Genomic DNA, 21345 nt, shown 5'->3' on the forward strand with positions numbered 1-21345 from the left:
GTGAAGCGGCTGACCAGCTTGGTTCTGGAGCGCCCCCCGGCCGGGTGGGCGCTCGCGGTGGCTGCGGCCGCGCTGGTGGCTGGGTTGCTGCTGTGGGGCGACCAGCAATTTCGCGCCCACCAACGGCTGGCGTTGCTGCAAACCGAGTCAGAGCGCAGCAGCGTGGAGATCATGTCGGCCACGCTGAATGGTGACTTGATGGGCGCGGTGTCGCTGCTGGGTCTGATGGACGCCAACATCAAGGCCGAGGCCGACAAGTGGGTGTCGGGTTGGGACGCCGCCGTGGTGCCGGTGCTGGCCCTGGTGGGCGAAGCCTTCGGGGCCGATGGCGTCTTCGTCGTCGGGCGCGATGGCGTGGTGGCATCCTCCTGGGACAAGGCCGGCAAGTCCTCCACCGGCGTGGACGTGCGCTTCCGACCCTATTACCAAATGGCCATGAAGGGGCAGACCAATATCTACGCCGCTGTCAGCATGGCGCGCGGCGACCGTTCGCTGTACTTCACCGCCCCGGTGTTTGCCCAGCAGGCGCGCGAGCCCACCGGCATGGGCGCCGTGGTGGCCCGCACCGCGCTGGACCGGGTGGACAAACTGCTGGCGCGCAAGGCCGACGGTGCGCTGCTGTTGTCGCCGCAAGGCATTGTGTTTGCCGCCAGCCGCGCAGACTGGGTGGGGCGATTGGCGGGTGAGGCCACACCACAGCGCCTGGCTGCGATACGCGCGCTGAAGCAATTCGGCGCCCAGTTTGAAACCCAGGCGCCGACGCCGCTGCCGCTGGACTTGGCCGGCGGCTTCAAGCAGCTGGATGGCAAGCCCTTCGCGCTCGCCACAGCCCCGGTGGACTGGCATGACCCGTCAGGCGACTGGACGCTGGTGCTGCTGGAAGACCTCTCGCGCACCGTCCCCTGGCAAGATGGCATCCTGCGCGCGGCCCTGGCCGGCCTGCTAACGCTGCTGCTGGCCCGCATGCTGTTGCAGATCGCGCGCAGCCGGCAGGTGCAGCAGCTGGCTGCGGAACAACTGCAGGCTTACGCCGACCAGCAGCAGCGCCAGGTCGATTTCCGAAAACGCCTGGGCGAGCTGTCGCAACAGATGCAGGCAGCGGGCGATTTGGAGCAACTGGCATTGGCGTTCTTTCGCCATGCCCGCGAGATGGTGGGCGCGGTGCAGGGCGCGCTGTACGTTGCCCGGGCGACCGGCGGCGGCTCCACACTGCACCTGGCCGGCTGCAGCGCCTGTGCCGAGCCACCACCGCGGGAGCTGGCCCTGGGCGAAGGCCTGCTGGGCCAATGCGCGCTGGACGGGCGTGCGCAATTGATAGAGACCCCGTCCGAAGGCATCTGGAACCTGCGATCGGGCCTGGGCGGCACACGTGCCGCTGCATTGCTGATATTGCCGCTTTCCAGCGCCAACGGGCTGATTGGCGTGTTGGAGCTGGGGCTGCTGCGACTACCAGGTACCGAAGCGCGGCAAGAGATGGATGACTTGGCGCAGTTGCTGACCAGCCACCTGGATAGCGCGCGGCGCCATGCGCTAAGACAGGAGCCGCAGGCTGCTGCGCAATTCACTGAGAAGGCACAGGCATGAAGTTCTTCACCGGCGCGCTGGAACGGCGCAACCTGCGCACCAAGTTGGCCATGGGCTCGGTCGTCCTGCTGGCGTTCACCGTGCTGATTGGCCTGATGGGTCTGTCGGCCCAGAGCAAGCTGACGGACGAAATCAGGGTGCTCTATGAAAACCAGCTGATGGGGGTCTCCAGCGCGAAGGACGCGCAGATCCAGTACCAGCGCATAGGTCGGGAGATCCGCCAGGCCGCGTTGGCCGGTCCGGGCCCGGCACGTGACGACGCCCTCAAGGCGGTGCGGGAGGCCGATGCACAATTGAGCAAGGAAATTGGGGAACTGCGCAGGCGCATCTTGACGGATGAGAACCGCAAGCGGCTGGCCGGCTTCGAGGCCGAATACACCGGCTACATGGCCAATGTGAACACCGTGGTGGGCATGCTGACACGTGGCGAGGAGGCGGCAGCGGCGGCCTCCCTGTCGTCACAGCAATTCCGCGCGCCGGGTCAGGCCGCCAACACCGCCATAGGACGCGTGGCCGAGGGCATGGAGGCCAATGCCAAGGCCTGGGCAGAGAATTCCGCCGCTGCCACCGCCGAATCCATGCGCCAGGCGGTGTGGCTGCTGGTGCTGGGCCTGGTGCTCAGCGTGGTGGTCAGCCTGTCGATTGCCCGCTCCATACGCCGGCCCTTTGCGGCCGTGCAACATGCGGTGCGCCAGCTGGCCGGTGGCGACCTGACCGTGCCGGTGCCTCATACCGACTATGCCAACGAAATCGGCGACATGGCGCAGGCCGTCAAGGTACTGCAGGGCGGGGCCGCGGCCACCGAAAGCCTGAGCTGGGTCAAGAGCCACCTGGCTGACATTGCCAACGAATTGCAAGCCGCACAGAGTTTTGCCGAGTTGTCGCAAATCCTGTTCAGCAAGCTGGCGCCGCTGGCCCATATCGGCCACGGCGCCTTCTACATCTACGACGAGGACGAGCGCCAGTTGCGCCTGCTGGGCGCTTACGCCATGCGCGAGCGCAAGGACCTGAACCAGTATTTCAAGCTCGGCCAGGGCCTGGTGGGCCAGTGCGCGCTGGAGCGCAGCCCCATCGTGCTGACCAGCCCGCCGCCGGATTATGTGCGCATCAACTCCAGCCTGGGCGATGCCGCACCGGCCATGATCACCGTGCTGCCACTGTTGCGCAGCGGGCGGCTGCTGGGGGTGCTGGAGCTGGCTTCGTTTGCCGCCATGAGCGAGCGCGAGCAGTCGCTGCTGGACGGCGTGCTGCCCACGGTGGCGATGAACCTGGAGATCCTGGAGCGCAGCGTGCGTACCAACCGGCTGCTGGAGGAAACCCGCATCCAGGCCAAGGCCATGCAGGAACAGGCCGCCACGCTGGAGCAGCAGGCCGAGGAACTGGAGGCGCAGAAGAGCGCCATCCAGGCCACCGAGGCCTGGTACCGCGCCATCATCGAGTTGGCGCCCGACGGGCTGCTGGTGGCCAACCGGCAGGGCATCATCACCATGGTCAACCCGCGCCTGGCCGAGATCTTTGGCTACGAGGAGCGGGAGCTCGTAGGCCAGGCGATAGAGATGCTGGTGCCGATGGACCGGCGCCCCGGACATTCAGCCCTGCGTGACGGTTTCATGGCCGTGGGCGGGCGACGCGACATGGGTGGTGCGCAAAGCTCGCTCAGAGGTCGGCGCAAAGACGGCGGTGAATTCCCGATCGAGGTGGGCCTGTCGCTGTTGCCCGCCGTGGGCGACCGCGAATCCAGCGTCTGCGCCTCAGTGCGCGATGTCACTGAGCGCAAAAAGCAGGAAGAGGAAATCGCCAAGCTGCTGAGCGAGCAGGAAACCATCTTCCGCAACGCGCCTTACGGCATTGTGTACACCGGCGAGGGCGTCATCATCCGTGCCAACCAGCGGGTGGCGGAACATCTGGGGTACCCGCTGGACGAACTGGTGGGTCAGCCCGCCGCCATCATGTACGCCTCGCCGGACGATTACCGGCAGTTCGGCCAACTGGCTGGCCCCGTGTTGGGCGATGGCAAAGTGTTCACCACCGAATGGAACTTTGCACGCAAAGGTGGCGCACCGTTCATGGCATCGATATCGGGGCAGTCAGCCAACGTGGCCGGCTACCAGCGCGCGGCCATCTGGATGATGGAGGACATCTCCGAGCGAAAAGCGGCGGAGCGCGCATTGGCCGAGGAGCGCGGGCGGCTGCAGCGCATCCTGGAGAACAGCCCGGTGGGTGTTTCCATCAATTCCGAAGATGGGTTGGCCGTGTTTGCCAACCACCAGATGTCGCAGCTGTTGGGCCTGAGCGTGGAGGACCTGCTCAAGCGCAACACCGCCTCGCTGTGGAAGAGCCCGCAAAGCCGCGAGCAGTTTGTCGAATTGTTGCGGCGCGATGGCATCGTCAAGGACTACGAGACTGAACTGGTTCGCGCCGATGGCGAGGTGCGCTCCGTGCTGATCAGCGCCAATCGAATGGCGCAGGGCGACGACAGCCAGTTGGTCAGCTGGATTTATGACGTCACCGAGCGCCAGAAGGACCAGGAGGCCATGCGCACGGCCAATGCCGAGCAGACTGCCATGTTCGAGGCCACCACGCTGGGCATTGCCTTCATCCGGGGGCGCGTCATCGTGCGCAGCAACCGCCAGCTTGACGCGTTGTTTGGCACCCCTGATGGCACCCAGATCGGCCAAACCACCCGGCCCTGGTATGCCAGCGACGAAGAATATGCGCTGGGTGGCGGTACCGTTTACGAGCAGTTGGCGCGTGGCGAGATGCACCAGCGCGAGCAGGAGCTGGTGCGCACCGATGGCACGCGCTTCTGGTGTCAGCTCAGCGGGGCGGCCATCGACCCCGACGACCTGGACAAAGGCACGGTGTGGATGCTGCAGGACATCACCCAGCGCAAGCGCATGGAGGAAGAAATCAAGCGCACCAACTTCCTGACCGATATTGCGCTTGATTTGACGGGCAGCGGTTACTGGTACATTGACTACAGCGACCCGGACTATTTCGTTCAGCCCGAGCGTTCCGCGCGCATCTTCGGTGAAGCCGTCAAGCCCGATGGCCGCTACCGACTGGACACTGAATGGTTGACGCGCATACAGGCCGTAGACCTTGAAGTGGCACGGCAAACGGCGGATTGCTATCAGGGTGCCGTTGAAGGCAGGTACGACAGGTACGACGTCATCTACCCTTACAAGCGCCCGCTGGACGGCCATGTGGCCTGGTTGCATGCCGTTGGCAGGCCGGTGCGCGATGAAGCCACCCAAAAGCTCTTGTTCATGTATGGCGTTGTGCAAGACATCACGCAGCAGAAGCAGACCGAGGATGAAATCCGCCAGGCTCGTGAGGCTGCATTGGAGGCCACCAAGGCCAAGAGCGACTTCCTGGCCAACATGAGCCATGAGATACGCACGCCCATGAACGCCATCATCGGCATGAGCCACCTGGCACTGCAAAACCCGCTGGACAAGAAGCAGCGCAACTACATCGAGAAAGTGCACCGCTCGGGCGAGAATCTGCTGGGCATCATCAACGACATCCTGGACTTCTCCAAAATAGAAGCCGGCAAGATGAACATGGAGACCATAGACTTCCACCTGGAAGATGTGATGGACAACCTGGCCAACCTGGTGGGCCTGAAAGCGGAAGACAAGGGCCTGGAGCTGCTGTTCAGCACCGCGCCGGACCTGCCCACCGCGCTGCGAGGCGACCCGCTGCGCCTGGGCCAGGTGCTGATCAACCTGGGCAACAACGCCGTCAAGTTCACCGACAAGGGCGAGATCATCGTCGGCATAGAAAAAGCTGGTGAGGACGCAGACGGCGTGGAACTGCACTTCTGGGTCAAGGACACCGGCATCGGCATGAGCGCCGAGCAGTGCGGCAAGATGTTCCAGAGCTTCAGCCAGGCTGATGCCTCCACCACCCGCAAATATGGTGGCACCGGGCTGGGGCTGGCGATTTCCAAGAACCTGGTGGAGATGATGCATGGGCGCATCTGGGTGGAAAGCGAGCCTGGCAAAGGCTCCAGCTTCCACTTCCACGCCAAGTTCGGTGTGCAGGACAACCCGCGCGCGCGGCGCATGTTCCGCGCCGACGAACTGCTGGGCGTGCGCGCGCTGGTGGTGGACGACAACGCCGCGGCGCGCGAAATCCTCTCTACCATGGCGAAGACCTTCGGCCTGGAGGTGGACACCGCCTGGGATGGCGAGGAAGCGCTGCGCATGTTGCGCGAGGCCGACAAGAAGCAACTGGCCTACGACCTGGTGCTGATGGACTGGAAGATGCCCAAGATGGACGGCGTGGCCACGCTGCAGCAGTTGCGCAGCGAACAGCTGGCGCACATGCCCACGGTGATCATGGTCACAGCCTACGGCCGCGAGGAAGCACTGGGCGCCGCTGCCCAGCGCGATGTGGTGCTGTCCACGGTGCTGACCAAGCCGGTGACCTCGTCCACGCTGCTGGAAGCCATTGGCGAGTCGCTGGGCAAGGGCGTCGTGGTGGAGACACGCGCCGAAAGCCGGGCGGACTCGAAGACCGAGGCCATGGGCAAGCTGGCCGGTGCCCGCGTGCTGTTGGTGGAAGACAACGAGATGAACCAGGAGCTGGCGATGGACCTGCTGGGCAATGCCGGGGTGCAGGTGGTGCTGGCCAACAACGGCCAGGAGGCGCTGGACACGCTGGCCGCCGACGCCACCGGCTTTGACGGCGTGTTGATGGATTGCCAGATGCCGGTGATGGACGGCTACACCGCCACCCGCGCGATACGCCAGCAGGCCAAGTACAAGGACCTGCCCATCGTCGCCATGACCGCCAATGCCATGGCCGGCGACCGCGAGAAGGTATTGGAAGCCGGCATGTGGGACCACATTGCCAAGCCGCTGAATGTGGAGCAGATGTTTGGCACGCTGGCCAAGTGGATCAAGCCTGGTGGCGCCGGGGCGGCAAGTACCAGCCAGCAGGGCGGCTCAGGTCAACCGGTGCAAACCGGCGCCAGCCACGGCCTGCCCGTCTTGCCCGGCATTGATGTGCAGGCCGGCATGAACACCACCATGGACAATGACAAACTGTACCGGCGGATGTTGGTCAAGTTCCGCGACAGCCAGGGCGGCTTTGCCGGCCTGTTCGCCGCAGCGCGCGCCGATGCGGACGCCACGGCTCCCGCGCGCGCCGCGCACACCCTCAAGGGCACTGCCGGCAGCATAGGCGCCAAGGCGGTGGAGGCCACCGCTGCCGCGCTGGAGCAGGCCTGCCTGGCCGGTGCCGATGGTGCGCAGCTGGATGCCTTGCTGGCCAAGGTGCTCGAACAGTTGGCGCCGGTGGTGGCCGGGCTGCGGCAATTGGACGCCGCGCCCGCCGCGCAAACCGCTGCGCCGCCTGCAGCCGCTGCCAAGCCTGCCGACACCGCTGCCCTGCAGCAAGGCGTGGCACGCCTGGCCAAGCTGCTGAAAGAGGGCGACGTGGAAGCCGCCACTGCCGTGGACGAGCTGGAAGAACTGGCCGCCGGCACGCCGCTGGCAAGGCCGCTCAAACGCGTGGCCAACCTGGTGGCCGACTGCGACTTTGACGCGGCGCTGGCCGCACTGAACGAAGGGAGCGCCTGATGGTGGCCATCTACAACCAACCGCACGTGCCCACGCTGGACAAGGCGCTGGTCTTCCTGGTGGTGGATGACTTCGAGACCATGCGCCGGGTGACCGTCAATCAATTGCGCCAACTCGGCGCCGAGAACATCCTCACCGCGAAAGACGGCAAGGAGGCACTGAAGATCCTGCGTTTTCAGCGCGTGGACATCGTGCTGTCAGACTGGAACATGCCGGTCATGTCAGGACTGGACCTGCTCAAGGCCATACGCGCGGACGACAAGCTGTTCAAGCTGCCTTTCATCATGATCACCGCCGAGGCGGAGCGCCAGCGCATTGAAGATGCCATTGCCAATGGCGTCACCTCCATGATTCTCAAACCCTATTCACCCGGCCAATTGATGCTGCGGGTGGAAAAGGCGCTGGCCTGGAAGCCCCGGGAGGCCCCCGCCGCAGCGGCCGCCAAGGCGCCCGTGCGAGCCAAGGCGGCCGCCACGGCCGACAAGGACGCACCCAAGGAGCCGGCCAAGCCATCGGTGCTGATCGTGGACGACACGCCGGACAACCTGATGCTGCTGTCGGGTCTGCTGAAGGAAGACTACCGCGTGCGCCTGGCGCAAACCGGCGCCAAGGCACTGGACATCTGCACCGGCGAGGAGCCGCCGGACCTGGTGCTGCTGGACATCATGATGCCCGAGATGGACGGCTTCGAGGTCGCCAAGCGCATGCGCGAGCACCCGACGTCAGAGAGCATCCCGGTGATCTTTGTCACTGCCATGACTGGCGAGGACGCCCATATGAAGGGACTGGACCTGGGCGCCGTGGACTTCATCACCAAACCCATCGACCCGCAAGCGCTGAAACATCGGGTGCGCAACTTCATGCGCTACGTCAATATGCGCAAGGACCTGCAAGCCGACTACGACAACATGGTCGAGATGGCGCGCTTGAAGGAGGATGTGGAGCGCATCACCCGCCATGACATGAAGGGCCCGCTGGCCGGCATCCTGGGCCTGCTGCAAAGCCTGATCGACGACGACGCGCTGGGGCGCAGGCAGCTGGAGAGCGTGAAGCTGGCCGAGGAGACGGCGCTGCAGGTGCTGGGCATGATCAACCTGTCGGCCGAGCTGTTCAAGATCGAGACCGGGCGTTTCGAGCTCAAGGCCGTGCCAGTGAAGGTGGGCGACATCCTGCGCCGCATCACCGAAATCTGCCGTGCCGCATTCTCCAGCAAGGAGTTGACGATCTCCGTCGATGCCGACGTGCCGGTGGGGGAGGAGCTGCCGCAGTCCTCCGGTGACGCCATGCTGTGCTACTCGCTGTTCCAGAACCTGCTGAAAAATGCCTGCGAGGCCGCGCCGGCCGGCTCCAAGGTTTCCATCACGCTGCAGGACCAGACGCCGCTGCGCATCACCATCGAAAACAAGGGCGCCGTGCCGGCCGACATGCGCGACCGCTTCTTTGACAAGTACGCCACCAGTGGTAAGCAGGGCGGCACCGGCCTGGGCACCTATTCGGCCAGGCTGCTGACCGAGGCGCAAAAGGGCAGCATAGAGCTGGCCGTGTCGGACGAAGCGAACACCACGGCCATCACCGTGGTGCTGCCCAGGCACGCCTGAAGCCTTGGCCGCTGTGGGCCTCAGCGCCCATACAGCGCCTTGAGGTCGGCGGTGAAAGCGTTGCGCGACCCCGCCGCCCGGGTGTCACTGTTCTTCCGCTTGAAGCACACGTGAGGCGATTGCCGCCACCAGCGACAACACCGACGACGCCAGCATCGCGCCCAACACCGCCACGCCCGCGTTGGCGGGCTGAACGAGCAACCCGGCGAGGAACGCGATGGCCCCGGCGCCTGCCACCGTCAGGGCCGCCGCAAGCCCCAGCGCAGTGCCGGACAGCTCGGGCCGCAGCGACAGCACGCTGGCGTTGGCCGCCGGCATGGTCAAGCCATTACCCAGGCCGACGCAGATGCAGGGCCCAAAAAACGCCCAGGGGTGCGCCACGCCGTGCAGGCACAACGCCAGCCCGACCAGCAGCCCCGCGCATGTCAGCAGGCGACCGGTGAGCATGAAGTGGATCGGTCTGTGCCGTGCGCCCAGGCGGCCCACCAGCGTGCTTCCGACGATGAACCCCGCAGGCACCAGGCCCATGTAGACCCCCAATGTGGCGCCCGACACGTCGCCCAACTGCTGCGCCACCAGCGGCGCGCCGCCGAGAAACACGTAGAGGGTGCCGATGGAAAACGCCATGCACAGCCCGTAGGCCCAGAACAGGGGCGAGCAGCCCAGCTCGCCATAGCCCTTGATCTGGCGCGCCATCGAGCGCGATGGGGACAGGTTGGTCTCGCCAAACTGCAGCGCCGCGAAGCACAGCGCCGCGGCACCCAGCGCGGCAAAGGCGACGAAGTTGGCACGCCAGCCGAACCAGGCGTCGAGCAAGCCACCCAGGGTGGGCCCGACCATGGGCGCCACGGCCCAGGCGGAGGACACCGAGCCTATCCGGCCCGCGACCGAACGGTCGTCCGAGGTTTCGCGGATGGCCGCCATGCAGGCGGTGTAGACGGCAATGACGGCGGCCTGGAAAAACCGGCACAGCAGGAACGTCTGCACACTGGTGGCCAGGCTGCAGCCGATCGAGGCCACGGTGAAGATCGCCAAGGCGCCCAGGATGACCGGGCGGCGCCCCAGCCGGTCAGACAGGGCGCCCGCGCCCAGGTGAATGAAGGCGCTGGCCACCGCATAACCGGCCACCGCGAGGTTGACGACGGCGAAGTCGGCCGCCAGGTCGCTGGCGATGCCCGGCAGCGAGGGCATGAACATGTTGATGGGCAGCACGGACAGTGCCGACAGGGCGATCAGCAGCCGAAGGCTGGGTGTGTGGGGTGCGCGCATGACGTCAAGCTCCGTGAAGGAACCTGGCCGAACCGCTTCGGCCAGGGGGCAGGTTGGGCTTGTCCGGGCCATGCGGTCGCACGGCCTCATCTGCTCATGCCGGATCAACGGGAGTCAACGCGTCGCCAGTTTTGTGAAGCTGCACGACCACTTGAGAGCGTGCACCACTATAGCAAAGCTGCCATCAGGTGGTTGTCAGTAGGCCGTCAACGCCTTGTCCAACTTGATCAGCCAAATACGGCTCGGCCGCTCACGGTCCTCGCCGCGAGCCACGCGTATGCTGTTCGCCGCGTCGCAGCCGGGGTTGGCGGCGGCGGTGATGATGCTGCCGTTGGCGTCGATGTTGCATTTGGTCACGTCGGCGTCGGCCACCACGGTGCCGGCGGGGGTGAAGATGCGGGTCTTCATGCCGAAGTCGTTGTCGTTGGCCAGCGCCAGGGTGTTGGCGTCCACCAGTGTCAGGCCTTCGGCTTTTTCGGCCAGCCAGCCTATGGCGTTCAGGTCACGGGGCGGGGGCGGCTAGGCGGGCTACCGCCGCTCTTCAATGTACTTGGGATTCTCCAGGAGTGAATGGGAAGTTAAAGAGATGACCACCTTGCCTTTGGCGCGGCCGCTCTCCACATAGGCGATGGCCTCATTGGTGGCTGCAAACGGAAATACCTTGTCCAACACCGGGCGAATGGCGCCCGATTCGATCAGTGGCGTGATCTGTCTCAGTTGCGGCCCGCTGGCCTTCATGAAGAGGAAGGTGTAGTCGACACGGCGGCTTGCCGCCTTGCGCCGGGTGCCCCAGCTCAGCACGCGCATGACCTGTTTCACAAACCAGGGGGCCTTGATCTCGTCGGCAAATTCCGGGTCGGGTGGCCCGGAGATGGAGATCAGCTTGCCACCGGGCTTGAGCACGTTCAGGGATTTCTGCAGCGTTTTGCCGTCCTGGCTGTTCAGCACCACGTCGTAACCGCTCAGCACGTTTTCAAAGTCGTCCTTTTTGTAGTCGATCACCACATCCGCGCCCAGGCCCTTCACCCAGGCGACATTGGCCGTGCTGGTGGTGGTGGCCACGGTTGCACCCAGTTGCTTGGCCAACTGGATGGCAAACGTGCCCACGCCGCCGGAGCCGGCCTGGATGAACACCTTTTGGCCCTTCTTCAGCTTGGCCCGTTCAACCAGTGCCTGCCACGCCGTCAGGCCCACCAGCGGGATGGAGGCGGCCTCTTCCATGCTGATGTTGCGAGGCTTGATGGCCAGCGAGGCTTCCTTCACCGCAACAAACTCGGCGAAGCTGCCGATGCGGAAGTCATCCGGGCGGGCGTAGACTTCGTCGCCAACCTTGAACTGCCGCACACGCGGGCCAACCCTGGTCACCACGCCGGCCACGTCATGGCCAAGCACGAAGGGGGCGCGGTACGGCAAGATCAGCTTGAATTCGCCGTTGCGTATCTTGGCGTCCAGCAGGTTCACGGCCGTGGCGTGCACCTGGACCAGCACCTCGTCCTCGCGCAGCTGCGGTTCAGGCACGTCGCCTTGCCGCAGGGTTTGCTCTTTGCCATAGCGGTCAACGATGAATGCTTTCATGTCATTTCCTTTTTTCTGGCGCGCTTGTGCGCGGCTTTCCTGGCCTGCACTGCGCGCAAGACGAGGCGACTAGACAGTGGGCGCGTCGAGCCGCAGTTGCTTTCGAACAGCAGCGTCCATCATGGCGGACGGCGCGAATCGGCGGAGAAACTGCAGGGTTGCGGCGAGCCCACCGGCTGTGTATCGGAGCTTTGGACGGGCAGCAAGTGCCGCTTTCAGCACGACTTCCGCAACCACCGAGGGCTCATCGCCCCTTGTCATCGACTCCTTGAGCACCTTCTCCGCTTGCGCTGTGGAGCATCGATACTCGTCGAGCTTGGCATCGGTGGCCAGCAAATTCGCGTCAAATGGCGTCTTCGTGAAAGCGGGTTCTATCACCGTGACGCGGATACCCCTCGTGCGCAACTCGTGATCCAGCGATTCTGAATACCCCGCAACCGCATGCTTGGTCGAAGCATAGAGCGCGGCATAGGGCCCTGGAAGGAAACCAAGTACTGAGCCGATGTTGATGATGCGACCACTTCCTTGGCGCCGCATGTGGGGAACGACAGCACGAGTCATGCGAACGAGGCCGAAGAAATTGGTGTCGAAGATCATCCTGGCTTGGTCCATTGAGCTTTCCTCCGCGCCACCGGGTGCTACGCCGAAGCCGGCATTGTTCACCAGCAGGTCGATGCGACCGTGCAAGCGCAGCACTTCCTTGACAGCGGCGTCCACCGAGGCGTCGTCGGTCACGTCGAGCGGCAGCATCTTGAACGAGCGCTGGTCCGCTTGATCACCGCGCCTGCTGGTACCGTAGACCTGATAGCCGGCCTGCGCGAGCCGCAGCGCCGTGGCTTGGCCGATGCCTGACGAGGCGCCTGTGACGAGAGCAATAGCTTCTTTGGTTTTCATGGACAACTCCTGTTCGAGTGGTGTTGGACGCTCATGCGCCGAAGCTGATGGACAACGACGGTTGGGCAGATGAAATGAATCGGCGCCGGGGAATTTGGCATGATAGTTATCATATGAATTGGCAAAAAAAAGCGGATGCGGTTCAAACGCTGCCCGGGACCAAGCGCTTCAGCGCGGTATTGCACAGCGCGCCAGACAGCGCCGGCTCGTCGACCGCGCGGGCCAATACCAGGGTGCCCACCATCGTGGCCACAGTGACCATCGCGCGTTCGTGCGCGCCGGGTTGTCCCCAGTCGGGCGACTGGCGGGCGACCAGGTCGATCATCTCCTTGATGCGGCGCGTGACGACACGGCGCACTTCAGGTGACTGGCGCGGCATCTCGGAGCCCAGCGCCGATGTCGGGCAACCCGTCTCGATAGCCTGCAGATGTTCGTTGGAGAGGTAGGCCCGAATCATCGCCTCCAATGCCTTTTCCGGTGGCACGGCCGCGATGACGCCGATTGCAGCGGCGTTGGCTTCTGCTCCGGCACGGTCTGCCGCCTCGGCCAGCATGGCTTCGCGGGACGCGAAATGGGCATAGAAGGCACCGTGCGTCAGGCCCGCTTCTTTCATGATGTCGGCGACACCCGTGCCGTCATAGCCGCTGCGCCGGATGGCACGCGCCGCAGCTTCGACAATGCGCGCGTGTGAAGCTTCCTTGGCGGCGCTTCGGGTATGGGCAGATGACTTTCGCATGACATGCATCATACCAAATTAGAATCCATATCTTGATTGTGGATATGAGCCCGCAGCGCGGGGTGCTCAGGCGACGCCGCGCTGCGTCATGCCCAGCCGGTCCCAGGCATCGCGCGTGGCCAGCCGGGCGTCGTCCCACTCCAGCGTGGAGCTGCCGCGCGCCTGCGGCCAACCATGCCGCAACTCCGCTTCGATGTCGTCAAAGCCGCGCCCCGGATACTGCGACCAGGCGCTGGCGCCATAGGCATAGGCCGGCCCGTAGTCGGCATAGTCCGAGCCGCGGCCCACGTAAGGGCGGTGGACATGGTGCTCGCGCCAGTAGACGTCTTCCAACGTCGGGTCGGCCACTTCAGCCACGGCCTTGCCCATCAGCCCACCGGCCAGCGCACCGACAGCGGCACCCGCAATGGCACCCACGGGGCCTGCCATGCCACCCGCCACGGCGCCGGCCACGGCTGCACCCAACACGGCACCTGCGCCGGTGCCCACCGGGTGTGCCAGGGTGTGTTCGGTGGCGTCTTTCTCTTGTTGCAGGGTGGGGGCGGAATGGCTCATGGGGTTGCTCCTGTGTGTGGCATGCGCTCAAGGCATGTGCTGCCAAGGTAACGCAGGCAAGGGCACCCATCAGTGCGCTGTTGCACAGACCGGGACTTGCAAGCCGACGATGCTTGCGTCATTGATGGCCGTCAATGCAACCCTCTCAACCTGACACACAAGGAAGCTTCACCATGAACTACCAAGAGCAAGACAACTACGGCATGTACCGCGACCATACGGGCCCCGGCCCGCGCCTGATGGGCGCCAACACGCTGGACGGCAACGACGTCTACAACAAGGCCGACGAGGACCTGGGCGATATCAAGGAAATCATGCTCGACGTGCCCAGTGGCAAGATCGCCTATGCGGTGCTGTCGTTCGGCGGTTTTCTGGGCATGGGCGACAAGCTGTTTGCCGTGCCCTGGGGCGCGCTGCAGCTGGACACCGAGAACAAGCGCTTCGTGCTCGACATGGACAAGGAGAAGCTGAAGGACGCCCCCGGCTTTGACCAGGATGCCTGGCCCGACATGGCCGACGCCGCCTTCGCCAAGAAGGTGCACACCTACTACGGTGTGACGCCCTATTCAGACGGCTTGATGTAAGCGCAACTCCGCCGCGAAGACCATGCAGACCATGATTCGAGGGTTTGCAGACTTTTCAACCTCGATGGCGATTGCCGCGTCCATCTGGTGGCTGCGCAAGAAGAAACGCTGGAGCCGCCTGCGCATGGCCTTGGGCCAGCGCTGGCTGGCGGGGCCGGCACCGGCGGCAGTTGCCGCCGAGCCTGCGCCGCTGGCTCCCCAGCGCATCGCACGGCCAATCCCAACGCCGCTAGACCACATTGAAGTGGTGGAAGACTCGGATTGGCAGGTGTGGGAGACCGCAGTGTCCAGCCAGGGCTGCCGAGAAAAGGACCGTGCAACATCATGAGCAGCGTCATCACCGATGCACGCCAGCAGGACGTGCATGCGCTGTTTCTGCTGCAGTTGCGTGACCTGCCGGTCTTGCTGGAGCAACATGGCGAACATACCGTGGACGAGCTCGACCGCCAGCTGCTGGCCCTGGTCAACCGCAACGTGCACAAGCGCGACCCGGTGGCCTTCATCAACCTGCATGTGATCAGCTTCGTGTCGCGGCTGGAAAAATCCGCGCACGCACTGCGCATTGCCAACCGGCTGCTGCGCGTAGCCGGCGGGCCGGTGTTCCTGCTGGACCAGCGGCCATTGCGCCTGGGCATCTCATTGCGTCTGGCGCTGCAAGCCCCGGGCGAAGAGCCCCTGGCCTGGGTGCAACGGGCCTACCACGCCAAGGCGCTGCGGCCGGAGATGCGAGGTTCGCAGCAGCTGGCCTGAGTCAGTGGCGCGGCTTGCAGGGCCAGCAGTGGAAGCGCTGCTTGATGATTTCGAGCTTTTCTTCCAGCGTTGCTTTGGTGAACGGCTTGACCATGAAACCGTCAGCCCCTTGCTGAGCCGCATGTACCACGTCGCGAGCCTGAGCACCGGCACCCACCAGCAGCACCGGGGTGTCTTGCATCGGCGTTTGGCTTCGCCGCATCTTCGACACCAGTTGGGTGCCGTCCATGTCAGGTAGTGCGTTGTCGCTGATGACGAAATCGAACTTCCCGTTCCTCAGCTTTGTGAGGGCGGCCTCGCCGTCGTTCGCCTCGTCGGTGTCGTTGAACCCCATTTCCTGCAGCATGCCGCGGATGATGCGCCGCATGCCCGAAACGTCGTCGACGATCAGGAAGCGCGGTGTGGATGCTGTGGTGGGTTGGGACGCGGTTGACATGGTGTTCACTTGTAGCGGGATTGATGCCCCAGCATACCGGGGCGGTCCGCGCGGCAACATCAGCCGTGAAGCCAGTCGCTTGTCAGCGGACAGGCAGGTACGTGAAGGCTTGAGGGCGCCGGTTGCCCGCTATTGACCGTCGGGCGGCTGCCAAAGCTCGACCTTGTTGCCCTCGGGGTCGATGACCCAGCCGAACTTGCCATATTCGGAGTCGTCGGTCTTGTCCAGCACATTGCAACCTTCGCTGCGCAGGGATTGCAGCAGGCCAGCCAGGTCATCGACCCGGTAGTTGATCATGAACGGCGCCGTGCTGGGCGCGAAGTGGTCGCTTTCGGCACTGCCGATGCTCCAGGCCGTGGTTCCCGCAACCGGTTGGCCCGCCGCGTCTGACCAGCGAAACGCGGCGCCACCCCATGACTGCACGTCAATGCCCAGGTGTTTCTTGTACCAGACTCCCAGAGCCGAGGGGTCAGTGGCTTTGAAGAAGACTCCGCCAATGCCGGTGACGCGCGCCATAAAGCAACTCCCAGAAGTGATGGGGACCAGAGCTGAAAAAGGCACAACCTGTTGCCATCAACAGGTTGTGCCTTTTCATTCTAGCGCTGGCACATCTGCCAGCCCTGCAGTCGCCTACTTCTGGAAGCGCGTCTTGGCGGCGGTCACGCAGGTGTCCTTGGCGGCGCCAGACAGGGCGTCGCACTTGGCCTTTTCCAGCGCATAGTCTGCATCGCGCTTGTCCTGGGCGGCGTCGTGCTTGGCGTCGGCAATCTTGGCGGCGGCCTTCTGGTTGGCGTCGGTGGATTTCTCGGCGGCCTTCTGGTTGGCGGTAATCGTGGTGTCGGTGGCCTTCATCTGCGCCTTGTCGGTCTTCATCTGCGCTTTGGCGTCGGCCTTGGCGTGCACCTGGGCGTCCTTGGCGGCCTTGCTGCACACCTTCTTGTCGTTGCCCTTCAGGTCATCGCACTTCTCGTTGGCCACCTTGTAGTCGGCATCGGCCTTGGCTGCCTTGGCGTTGTAGCTGTTCTTTTCGCTCGGCTTGTAGGTCATTTCCAGCTCAGCCTTGGCGACGTCTTCCTTGCCCTTGGCTTCGGCTTTGCAGATGTCCTTGGCGTTGTCCTTCATGCCGTCACAGGCCGCCTTGGCGGCTTTGTAATCGGCGCTGATCTTGTCTTTCTGTGCCGAGTATTGGTCCTTGGTCATGGGTTGCGCAATGGCGTAGCCGCAAAAGGCCACGGCAAGGGAAAAGCCGAGGGCGCGGGCGAGTATGGTCTTGTTCATGCTGTCTTTCTGTGATGAATGGATGGAAAGTGCATGGACGATAAAGAGCTTCAGTGATGCTGTCCGTGCGGTGCACCACAAAAGAGCGCTGCGGAACCGTAAAGCGTGGGACGGCGGGCGGGCCTTGCAACGGGCGTACTGGGTGCCTGCTACAAAAGGGCCAGCCCTTGCGCGATGTCCTGGGCGCTGCGTGGCCGCACCACGCGGGAAACCTCCATGCCGTTCTTCAGAAACACCAGCGTTGGCCACAGCTTGACCTGGAACGAGCGGCCCAGTGGCCGGCCGGGGCCGTCTTCGATCTTCAGGTGGGCCACATCGGGTCGGTTGCCCAGCGTGGCGTGGATCAGGTTTTGTGCCCCCAGGCAGATGCCGCACCACGAGGCGCCAAACTCCAGCACGGCCAGGCCGTGCAGGGCGTCCACTTCGGCCCGGGTGGGTTCAACAACACTTTTCGGGACGGCGCTCATGGGTTCCTCCATGGGTGGGGTCTGTGGTCAGATGATGCCCGCACTGCCAACAGCAGTCTGTCGGCCGCCGCACGCAGGCGCCGTCTTACAACGGATCGCGGCCATTTCCGACGCCCGCGACCCGCGCAAGGCGCAATCATCACACACCGTTACCAGGAGAACCCCATGGCCAAGATCACCGTGTATGCCTTTCAGGGCCACGAACCCGCCCGCGATGGCCACCAGGTTTCCAGCGTGAAGGCTACGCGGGAGAAAATCCAGGCCCTGGGTTACACGGTGGTGAATGATTCGGCGCAGGTCATCGAGGAGTCCGCGCTCAATGATGAAGAGTTCTTCGAGCCGGACGGTGATTCGACCAGCCAGTAGCGACGCCGCCCGCCGGTTTGCCGTTCAGCTCCGCGCCCGCCCAATCAACGCCGACAGGGCCATGGGGTCGAACGGCTTGGTCAGGTGCACGTCAAAGCCAGCTTCCATCGCCAGCAGCCGGTCGCTTTCCTGCCCCCAGCCGGTGGCGGCAATCAGCACCGGGCGTGGCTGCCAGGCCTCGGCCCGCAACTGCCTGGCCACCTCGTAGCCGTTCAGGCCAGGCATGCCAATGTCGAGCACCAGCACATCGGGCTTCAGGTCCTTTGCCAAGCGCAGGGCCTGCAGGCCATCGCGGGCGGTGTGCACGGCATGGCCCTCCAGGCGCAGCAACTCGGCCAGCACATCGGTGGCGTCGTGGTTGTCGTCGGCCAGCAGCACCGTTTTGCGGATCACGGCGGTGGGCGGCGCAGCAGCGGCGCTGTTGACCGGGGCGATCGTGTTGCTGAGGCAGGGCAGGCGCACCTCAAAGCGGCTGCCTTGGCCGAGTCCTGCGCTGTAGGCGGACACACTGCCGCCGTGCAATTCCACCAGGCCCTTGACCAACGCCAGGCCGATGCCCAGGCCGCCTTCGGAGCGCTCCAGCACTGATTGTTCCTGCGCAAACATGTTGAACACGCTGCCTATGGCCTGGGCTGTCAGGCCCACGCCGTTGTCGCTGACGGCAAAGGCCACGATGTCGCCATCCAGTTCCACGTCCAGGGTGATGGTGCCGCCGCTGTCGGTGTATTTGGAGGCGTTGTTCAGCAGGTTGGCCAGGATTTGCGTCAGGCGCACGGGGTCGGCCATCAGTTGCGCGCCCAGCGTCAGGGTGCGCACGGTGAGGGTGTGTCGCTTGGCCTCGGCCAGCGGACGTGCCACTTCCAGCGCGGCTTCCACGGCAGCTTCCACGGCGATCCATTCGCGCTTGAGCACCAGCTTGCGCTGCGTCATGCGGGCAATGTCCAGCAGGTCGTCCAGCAGGCGCGCCATGTGGCCTACCTGCCGGCCGATCACGTCGGTGGCGCGGCTTTTCAGTTCGGGGGTGACCTTGGGCGTTGCCAGCAGTTGCACGGCCATGCGCATGGGGGCCAGCGGGTTGCGCAGCTCGTGCGCCAGCGTGGCCAGAAACTCGTCCTTCTGTCGTGCGGCGTCGCGCAGCGCCTGCGCGGCGCGGCGCATGTCCTCGATGTCGGTGGTGGTGCCAAACCAGCGCAGTACCCGGCCGTCGGCGCCCAGTTGCGGCACAGCGTGCGCCTTGAACCAGCGCCAGGTGCCGTTGGCGGCGCGCAGGCGGTATTCGACCTGCCACTCCGCGTTGCCATGGCGCGCCGCCCTCCATGCCGCGCCGGCCAGCGGCAGGTCGTCGGGGTGGATGAACTGCGCCCACCCCCGGCCCAGGGACTGTTCTGCCGCCTGGCCGGTGTAGGCCTGCCACTGGTTGTTGAAGCGCTCCAGCATGCCATCGGCGCCAGCCACCCAGGCGATGGCAGGAATGCTGTCGGTGAAGGCCTGCAATGCGTCCTGCGCAGCGCGCTGGTCGGTGATGTCGAACCCTGCGCAGAAGATGCCGGTCACGCGGCCGTCGTCTTCGCTGATGGGGGCATAGACAAAGTTCAGCAGGCGCAGTTGGGGCGGCGCATCGGGTTTGAGCCGGTAGCGTGCCAGCGAGGCCTCGGCCACGTAGCGTTCGCCGCTTTGGTAGACCTGGTCCAGGATCTCGAAATAGCCCTGGCCATAGAGGTCGGGGATGGCCTCTCGCACGGGTTTGCCCACCCAGTCGCCGCTGTTGAAAAGCTGGCGGTGCGGCTCGTTGATGAAGCTGAACACATGTTGCGGCCCCTCCATGATGCAGATGAAGCCGGGTGCCTGGTCAAACTGGCGGCGCTGGCGTTGGGTGGCCGCCGCCGTGCGCTGCTGTGCCAGCACGCGTTCGGTGGTCTCTATGCAGGCGCCAAACAGGCCCTGTACGCTGCCATCCGCCACGCGGGCGGGGGTGTAGGAAAAATCGAAATATGCATCTTCCACCCGGCCATTGCGGTCCAGGCCGACAGAGAAGCCCTGCATGTACACCGGCTCGCCGCCAAACACCTGGGCAAACAGCGGCTGCAGGTCGCCCCAGGCCTCGGCCCACACCATGCGGCTGGGCTGGCCCAGCGCCTGCGGGTGCTTGTGGCCAAGGATGGGGGCGAAGGCGTCGTTGTAAAGCCAGATGGTGTCGGGCCCCCAGGCGATGAACATGGGTTGTTTGGACGACAGCGCCAGACTGGTCAATGTCTGCAAGGCCGGCGGCCACTGGGCAGGGGAGCCTAGCGGGGTGGCCGTCCAGTTGAACGCACGCAGGCGTTCGCCCATGTCCCCGCCACCTTGGAGGAAGGCGGATAGGGGGGTGGTGTCGGTGTCGGCAGATGGGGTAACAGCCAAGGCAGCAAATCCTGTGCTGCCAGTCAAGGGTTTGCAGCGTCTGCATTGTGCAAGAGGTTGGACGCCGGTGGCGCTTTCTGTGGGCAGTCCTACAGCGGAATGCGGCAATGTCCGACAGGAACAGGCGATGGAAGGCACAATCATCACCCACAACGCCAAAACCATGACCGCACCCACCGCTTCAGCCGCCAGCGAACCCTTGCGCATTGCCATCGTGGACGATGCCACTGACCTTGCCAACATGCTTGCCATGGTGCTGGACGGCGAGGGCATGGACACCCGCACCGCGTGCAACGGTGCCGAAGCCCTCGTCCTGGTGCAGAGCTTCAAGCCGCATTGCGTGCTGTTTGACATCTGCATGCCCGGCATGGATGGCCTGGCACTGGCCCGGCACATGCGCGCCAGCGTTGGCGACGATGTGGTGCTGCTGGCCATGACCGCGCTGGACCCCAGTGAGCTGCGCGTGGCCGACACCTTTGAGCTGGTGGATCACTACTTTCGCAAGCCGTTTGAGATGAGTGAGTTGCTCAAGGTGCTCAAGCCCGGCAGGCGCTGAGCCCGCGCGGCCAGACCAGGCGCGGCCAACCGGCGACAATACCCGTGCAGCAGCCATTCGGCCCTGCTGACACAGGGAGCTTTGCACATGCAATGGATGGACGCGTTCGGTTACTTGGGTGCGCTGCTGACGCTGGCCACCTTTTCCATGAAGACCATGCTGCGCCTGCGCATGGTGGGCATCGTTTCCAATTTTGCCTTCATCAGCTATGGCGCGCTGGGCCACGTCTACCCGGTGCTGCTGCTGCACCTGGCGTTGCTGCCGCTGAACATCTGGCGCCTGCACCAGTTGCTGCGACTATCGCGGCAGATCAACGAGGCCTCCGCCGGCGCCCCCAGCAGCTTTTCGCTGGAGTGGCTGAAACCGTTTTCACGCCGCAAGACACTGCTGGCCGGGCAAATCCTGTTTCACCAGGGCGACGCCGCCACCGAACTGTTGGTGGTGCTGAGCGGCAGGTTCCACGCGGTCGAGGCGGACGTGGCCATTGGCAAGGGCGAGGTGATTGGCGAGCTGGGCCTGGTGACCCAGGCGCAGGTGCGCACCCAGACCGTTGTCTGCGAGGAAGACGGCACGCTGCTGTTGCTGACCTATGACGAGGTGCGGCAGATGTATTTCCAGAACCCCAAGTTTGGCTTCTTCCTGCTGCAACTGGTGGCCGAGCGGCTGACGCGCGACGTCAGGGCGGCGGCGCAGACCTGAGCCTATG

At 64.7% G+C, this 21345-nt stretch carries 20 protein-coding genes; 9 read left to right on the top strand and 11 right to left on the bottom strand.

Annotation, left to right across the window (positions count from 1 at the left end; translation table 11 throughout):
* The 3 genes from AC1DX2_RS01160 to AC1DX2_RS01170 are packed head-to-tail and all read left to right on the top strand — an operon-like array spanning window position 1 to window position 8773.
* Complete coding sequence (locus AC1DX2_RS01160; protein WP_477194446.1) at window positions 1–1584, top strand: GAF domain-containing protein; 1584 nt, start codon at window positions 1–3, stop codon at window positions 1582–1584.
* Window positions 1581–7175 (top strand): PAS domain S-box protein, encoded by a 5595-nt coding sequence (locus tag AC1DX2_RS01165; protein ID WP_477194447.1) that lies wholly within the window; start codon window positions 1581–1583, stop codon window positions 7173–7175. Before AC1DX2_RS01160 ends, AC1DX2_RS01165 begins: the two co-directional genes overlap by 4 nt.
* Complete coding sequence (locus tag AC1DX2_RS01170) at window positions 7175–8773, top strand: ATP-binding response regulator (RefSeq protein ID WP_477194448.1); 1599 nt, start codon at window positions 7175–7177, stop codon at window positions 8771–8773. The genes AC1DX2_RS01165 and AC1DX2_RS01170 overlap by 1 nt, the downstream gene beginning before the upstream one ends.
* An 84-nt stretch (window positions 8774–8857) precedes the next feature.
* On the opposite strand, the gene AC1DX2_RS01175 is transcribed toward AC1DX2_RS01170, so the two are convergent.
* The 6 genes from AC1DX2_RS01175 to AC1DX2_RS01200 all read right to left on the bottom strand — a co-directional run bounded on the left by AC1DX2_RS01175 (window position 8858) and on the right by AC1DX2_RS01200 (window position 13802).
* On the bottom strand, window positions 8858–10042 hold the full coding sequence (locus AC1DX2_RS01175) for an MFS transporter (protein WP_477194449.1): 1185 nt from the start codon (window positions 10040–10042) through the stop codon (window positions 8858–8860).
* Between the two features lie 195 nt (window positions 10043–10237).
* Window positions 10238–10495, bottom strand: a complete 258-nt coding sequence (locus tag AC1DX2_RS01180; RefSeq protein ID WP_477194450.1) for a hypothetical protein — start codon at window positions 10493–10495, stop codon at window positions 10238–10240.
* Window positions 10496–10570: 75 nt separating this feature from the next.
* Complete coding sequence (locus AC1DX2_RS01185) at window positions 10571–11617, bottom strand: NADP-dependent oxidoreductase (protein WP_477194451.1); 1047 nt, start codon at window positions 11615–11617, stop codon at window positions 10571–10573.
* A 69-nt stretch (window positions 11618–11686) separates the two neighbouring features.
* Window positions 11687–12511: an oxidoreductase gene (locus AC1DX2_RS01190; RefSeq protein ID WP_477194452.1), complete on the bottom strand. Its 825-nt coding sequence runs from the start codon at window positions 12509–12511 to the stop codon at window positions 11687–11689.
* Between the two features lie 142 nt (window positions 12512–12653).
* Complete coding sequence (locus AC1DX2_RS01195; protein WP_477194453.1) at window positions 12654–13259, bottom strand: TetR/AcrR family transcriptional regulator; 606 nt, start codon at window positions 13257–13259, stop codon at window positions 12654–12656.
* Window positions 13260–13313: 54 nt separating this feature from the next.
* Entirely contained in the window at window positions 13314–13802 is a 489-nt protein-coding gene (locus AC1DX2_RS01200) for a hypothetical protein (protein WP_477194454.1), read from the bottom strand.
* 173 nt (window positions 13803–13975) lie between these two features.
* Between AC1DX2_RS01200 and AC1DX2_RS01205 the strand changes: the two genes are divergently transcribed.
* Genes AC1DX2_RS01205 through AC1DX2_RS01215 form a run of 3 tightly spaced genes read left to right on the top strand, consistent with a single transcriptional unit; the run spans window position 13976 to window position 15136 of the window.
* On the top strand, window positions 13976–14386 hold the full coding sequence (locus AC1DX2_RS01205) for a PRC-barrel domain-containing protein (RefSeq protein WP_477194455.1): 411 nt from the start codon (window positions 13976–13978) through the stop codon (window positions 14384–14386).
* Window positions 14387–14408: 22 nt separating this feature from the next.
* Window positions 14409–14714, top strand: coding sequence for a hypothetical protein (locus AC1DX2_RS01210; protein WP_477194456.1), 306 nt, complete (start codon window positions 14409–14411; stop codon window positions 14712–14714).
* Complete coding sequence (locus AC1DX2_RS01215; RefSeq protein ID WP_477194457.1) at window positions 14711–15136, top strand: hypothetical protein; 426 nt, start codon at window positions 14711–14713, stop codon at window positions 15134–15136. The genes AC1DX2_RS01210 and AC1DX2_RS01215 overlap by 4 nt, the downstream gene beginning before the upstream one ends.
* A gap of 1 nt (window position 15137) precedes the next feature.
* On the opposite strand, the gene AC1DX2_RS01220 is transcribed toward AC1DX2_RS01215, so the two are convergent.
* The 4 genes from AC1DX2_RS01220 to AC1DX2_RS01235 form a co-directional block, all read right to left on the bottom strand.
* The gene (locus AC1DX2_RS01220; protein WP_477194458.1) at window positions 15138–15572 is read right to left on the bottom strand and encodes a response regulator; all 435 of its coding nucleotides are present in this window, start codon (window positions 15570–15572) and stop codon (window positions 15138–15140) included.
* 129 nt (window positions 15573–15701) lie between these two features.
* On the bottom strand, window positions 15702–16088 hold the full coding sequence (locus AC1DX2_RS01225; RefSeq protein ID WP_477194459.1) for a VOC family protein: 387 nt from the start codon (window positions 16086–16088) through the stop codon (window positions 15702–15704).
* 114 nt (window positions 16089–16202) lie between these two features.
* Window positions 16203–16850: a hypothetical protein gene (locus tag AC1DX2_RS01230; RefSeq protein ID WP_477194460.1), complete on the bottom strand. Its 648-nt coding sequence runs from the start codon at window positions 16848–16850 to the stop codon at window positions 16203–16205.
* A 149-nt stretch (window positions 16851–16999) separates the two neighbouring features.
* On the bottom strand, window positions 17000–17317 hold the full coding sequence (locus AC1DX2_RS01235; RefSeq protein ID WP_477194461.1) for a thioredoxin family protein: 318 nt from the start codon (window positions 17315–17317) through the stop codon (window positions 17000–17002).
* Window positions 17318–17482: 165 nt separating this feature from the next.
* Between AC1DX2_RS01235 and AC1DX2_RS01240 the strand changes: the two genes are divergently transcribed.
* Window positions 17483–17683 carry a hypothetical protein gene (locus tag AC1DX2_RS01240; protein WP_477194462.1) on the top strand — a complete coding sequence of 67 codons (201 nt, stop codon included), beginning with the start codon at window positions 17483–17485 and terminating at the stop codon, window positions 17681–17683.
* Between the two features lie 24 nt (window positions 17684–17707).
* Here AC1DX2_RS01240 and AC1DX2_RS01245 read toward each other — a convergent pair whose 3' ends face one another.
* Window positions 17708–20083: a hybrid sensor histidine kinase/response regulator gene (locus tag AC1DX2_RS01245; RefSeq protein ID WP_477194463.1), complete on the bottom strand. Its 2376-nt coding sequence runs from the start codon at window positions 20081–20083 to the stop codon at window positions 17708–17710.
* Between the two features lie 163 nt (window positions 20084–20246).
* Between AC1DX2_RS01245 and AC1DX2_RS01250 the strand changes: the two genes are divergently transcribed.
* Together AC1DX2_RS01250 and AC1DX2_RS01255 are read left to right on the top strand one after the other, a co-directional pair.
* A complete protein-coding gene (locus tag AC1DX2_RS01250) occupies window positions 20247–20639 on the top strand; it encodes a response regulator transcription factor (RefSeq protein WP_477194464.1) in 393 nt (130 codons plus the stop codon).
* Between the two features lie 87 nt (window positions 20640–20726).
* A complete protein-coding gene (locus tag AC1DX2_RS01255; RefSeq protein ID WP_477194465.1) occupies window positions 20727–21338 on the top strand; it encodes a Crp/Fnr family transcriptional regulator in 612 nt (203 codons plus the stop codon).
* Window positions 21339–21345 lie beyond the last annotated feature (7 nt).

It is taken from the genome of Hylemonella sp. P2_B10, from assembly GCF_056404875.1.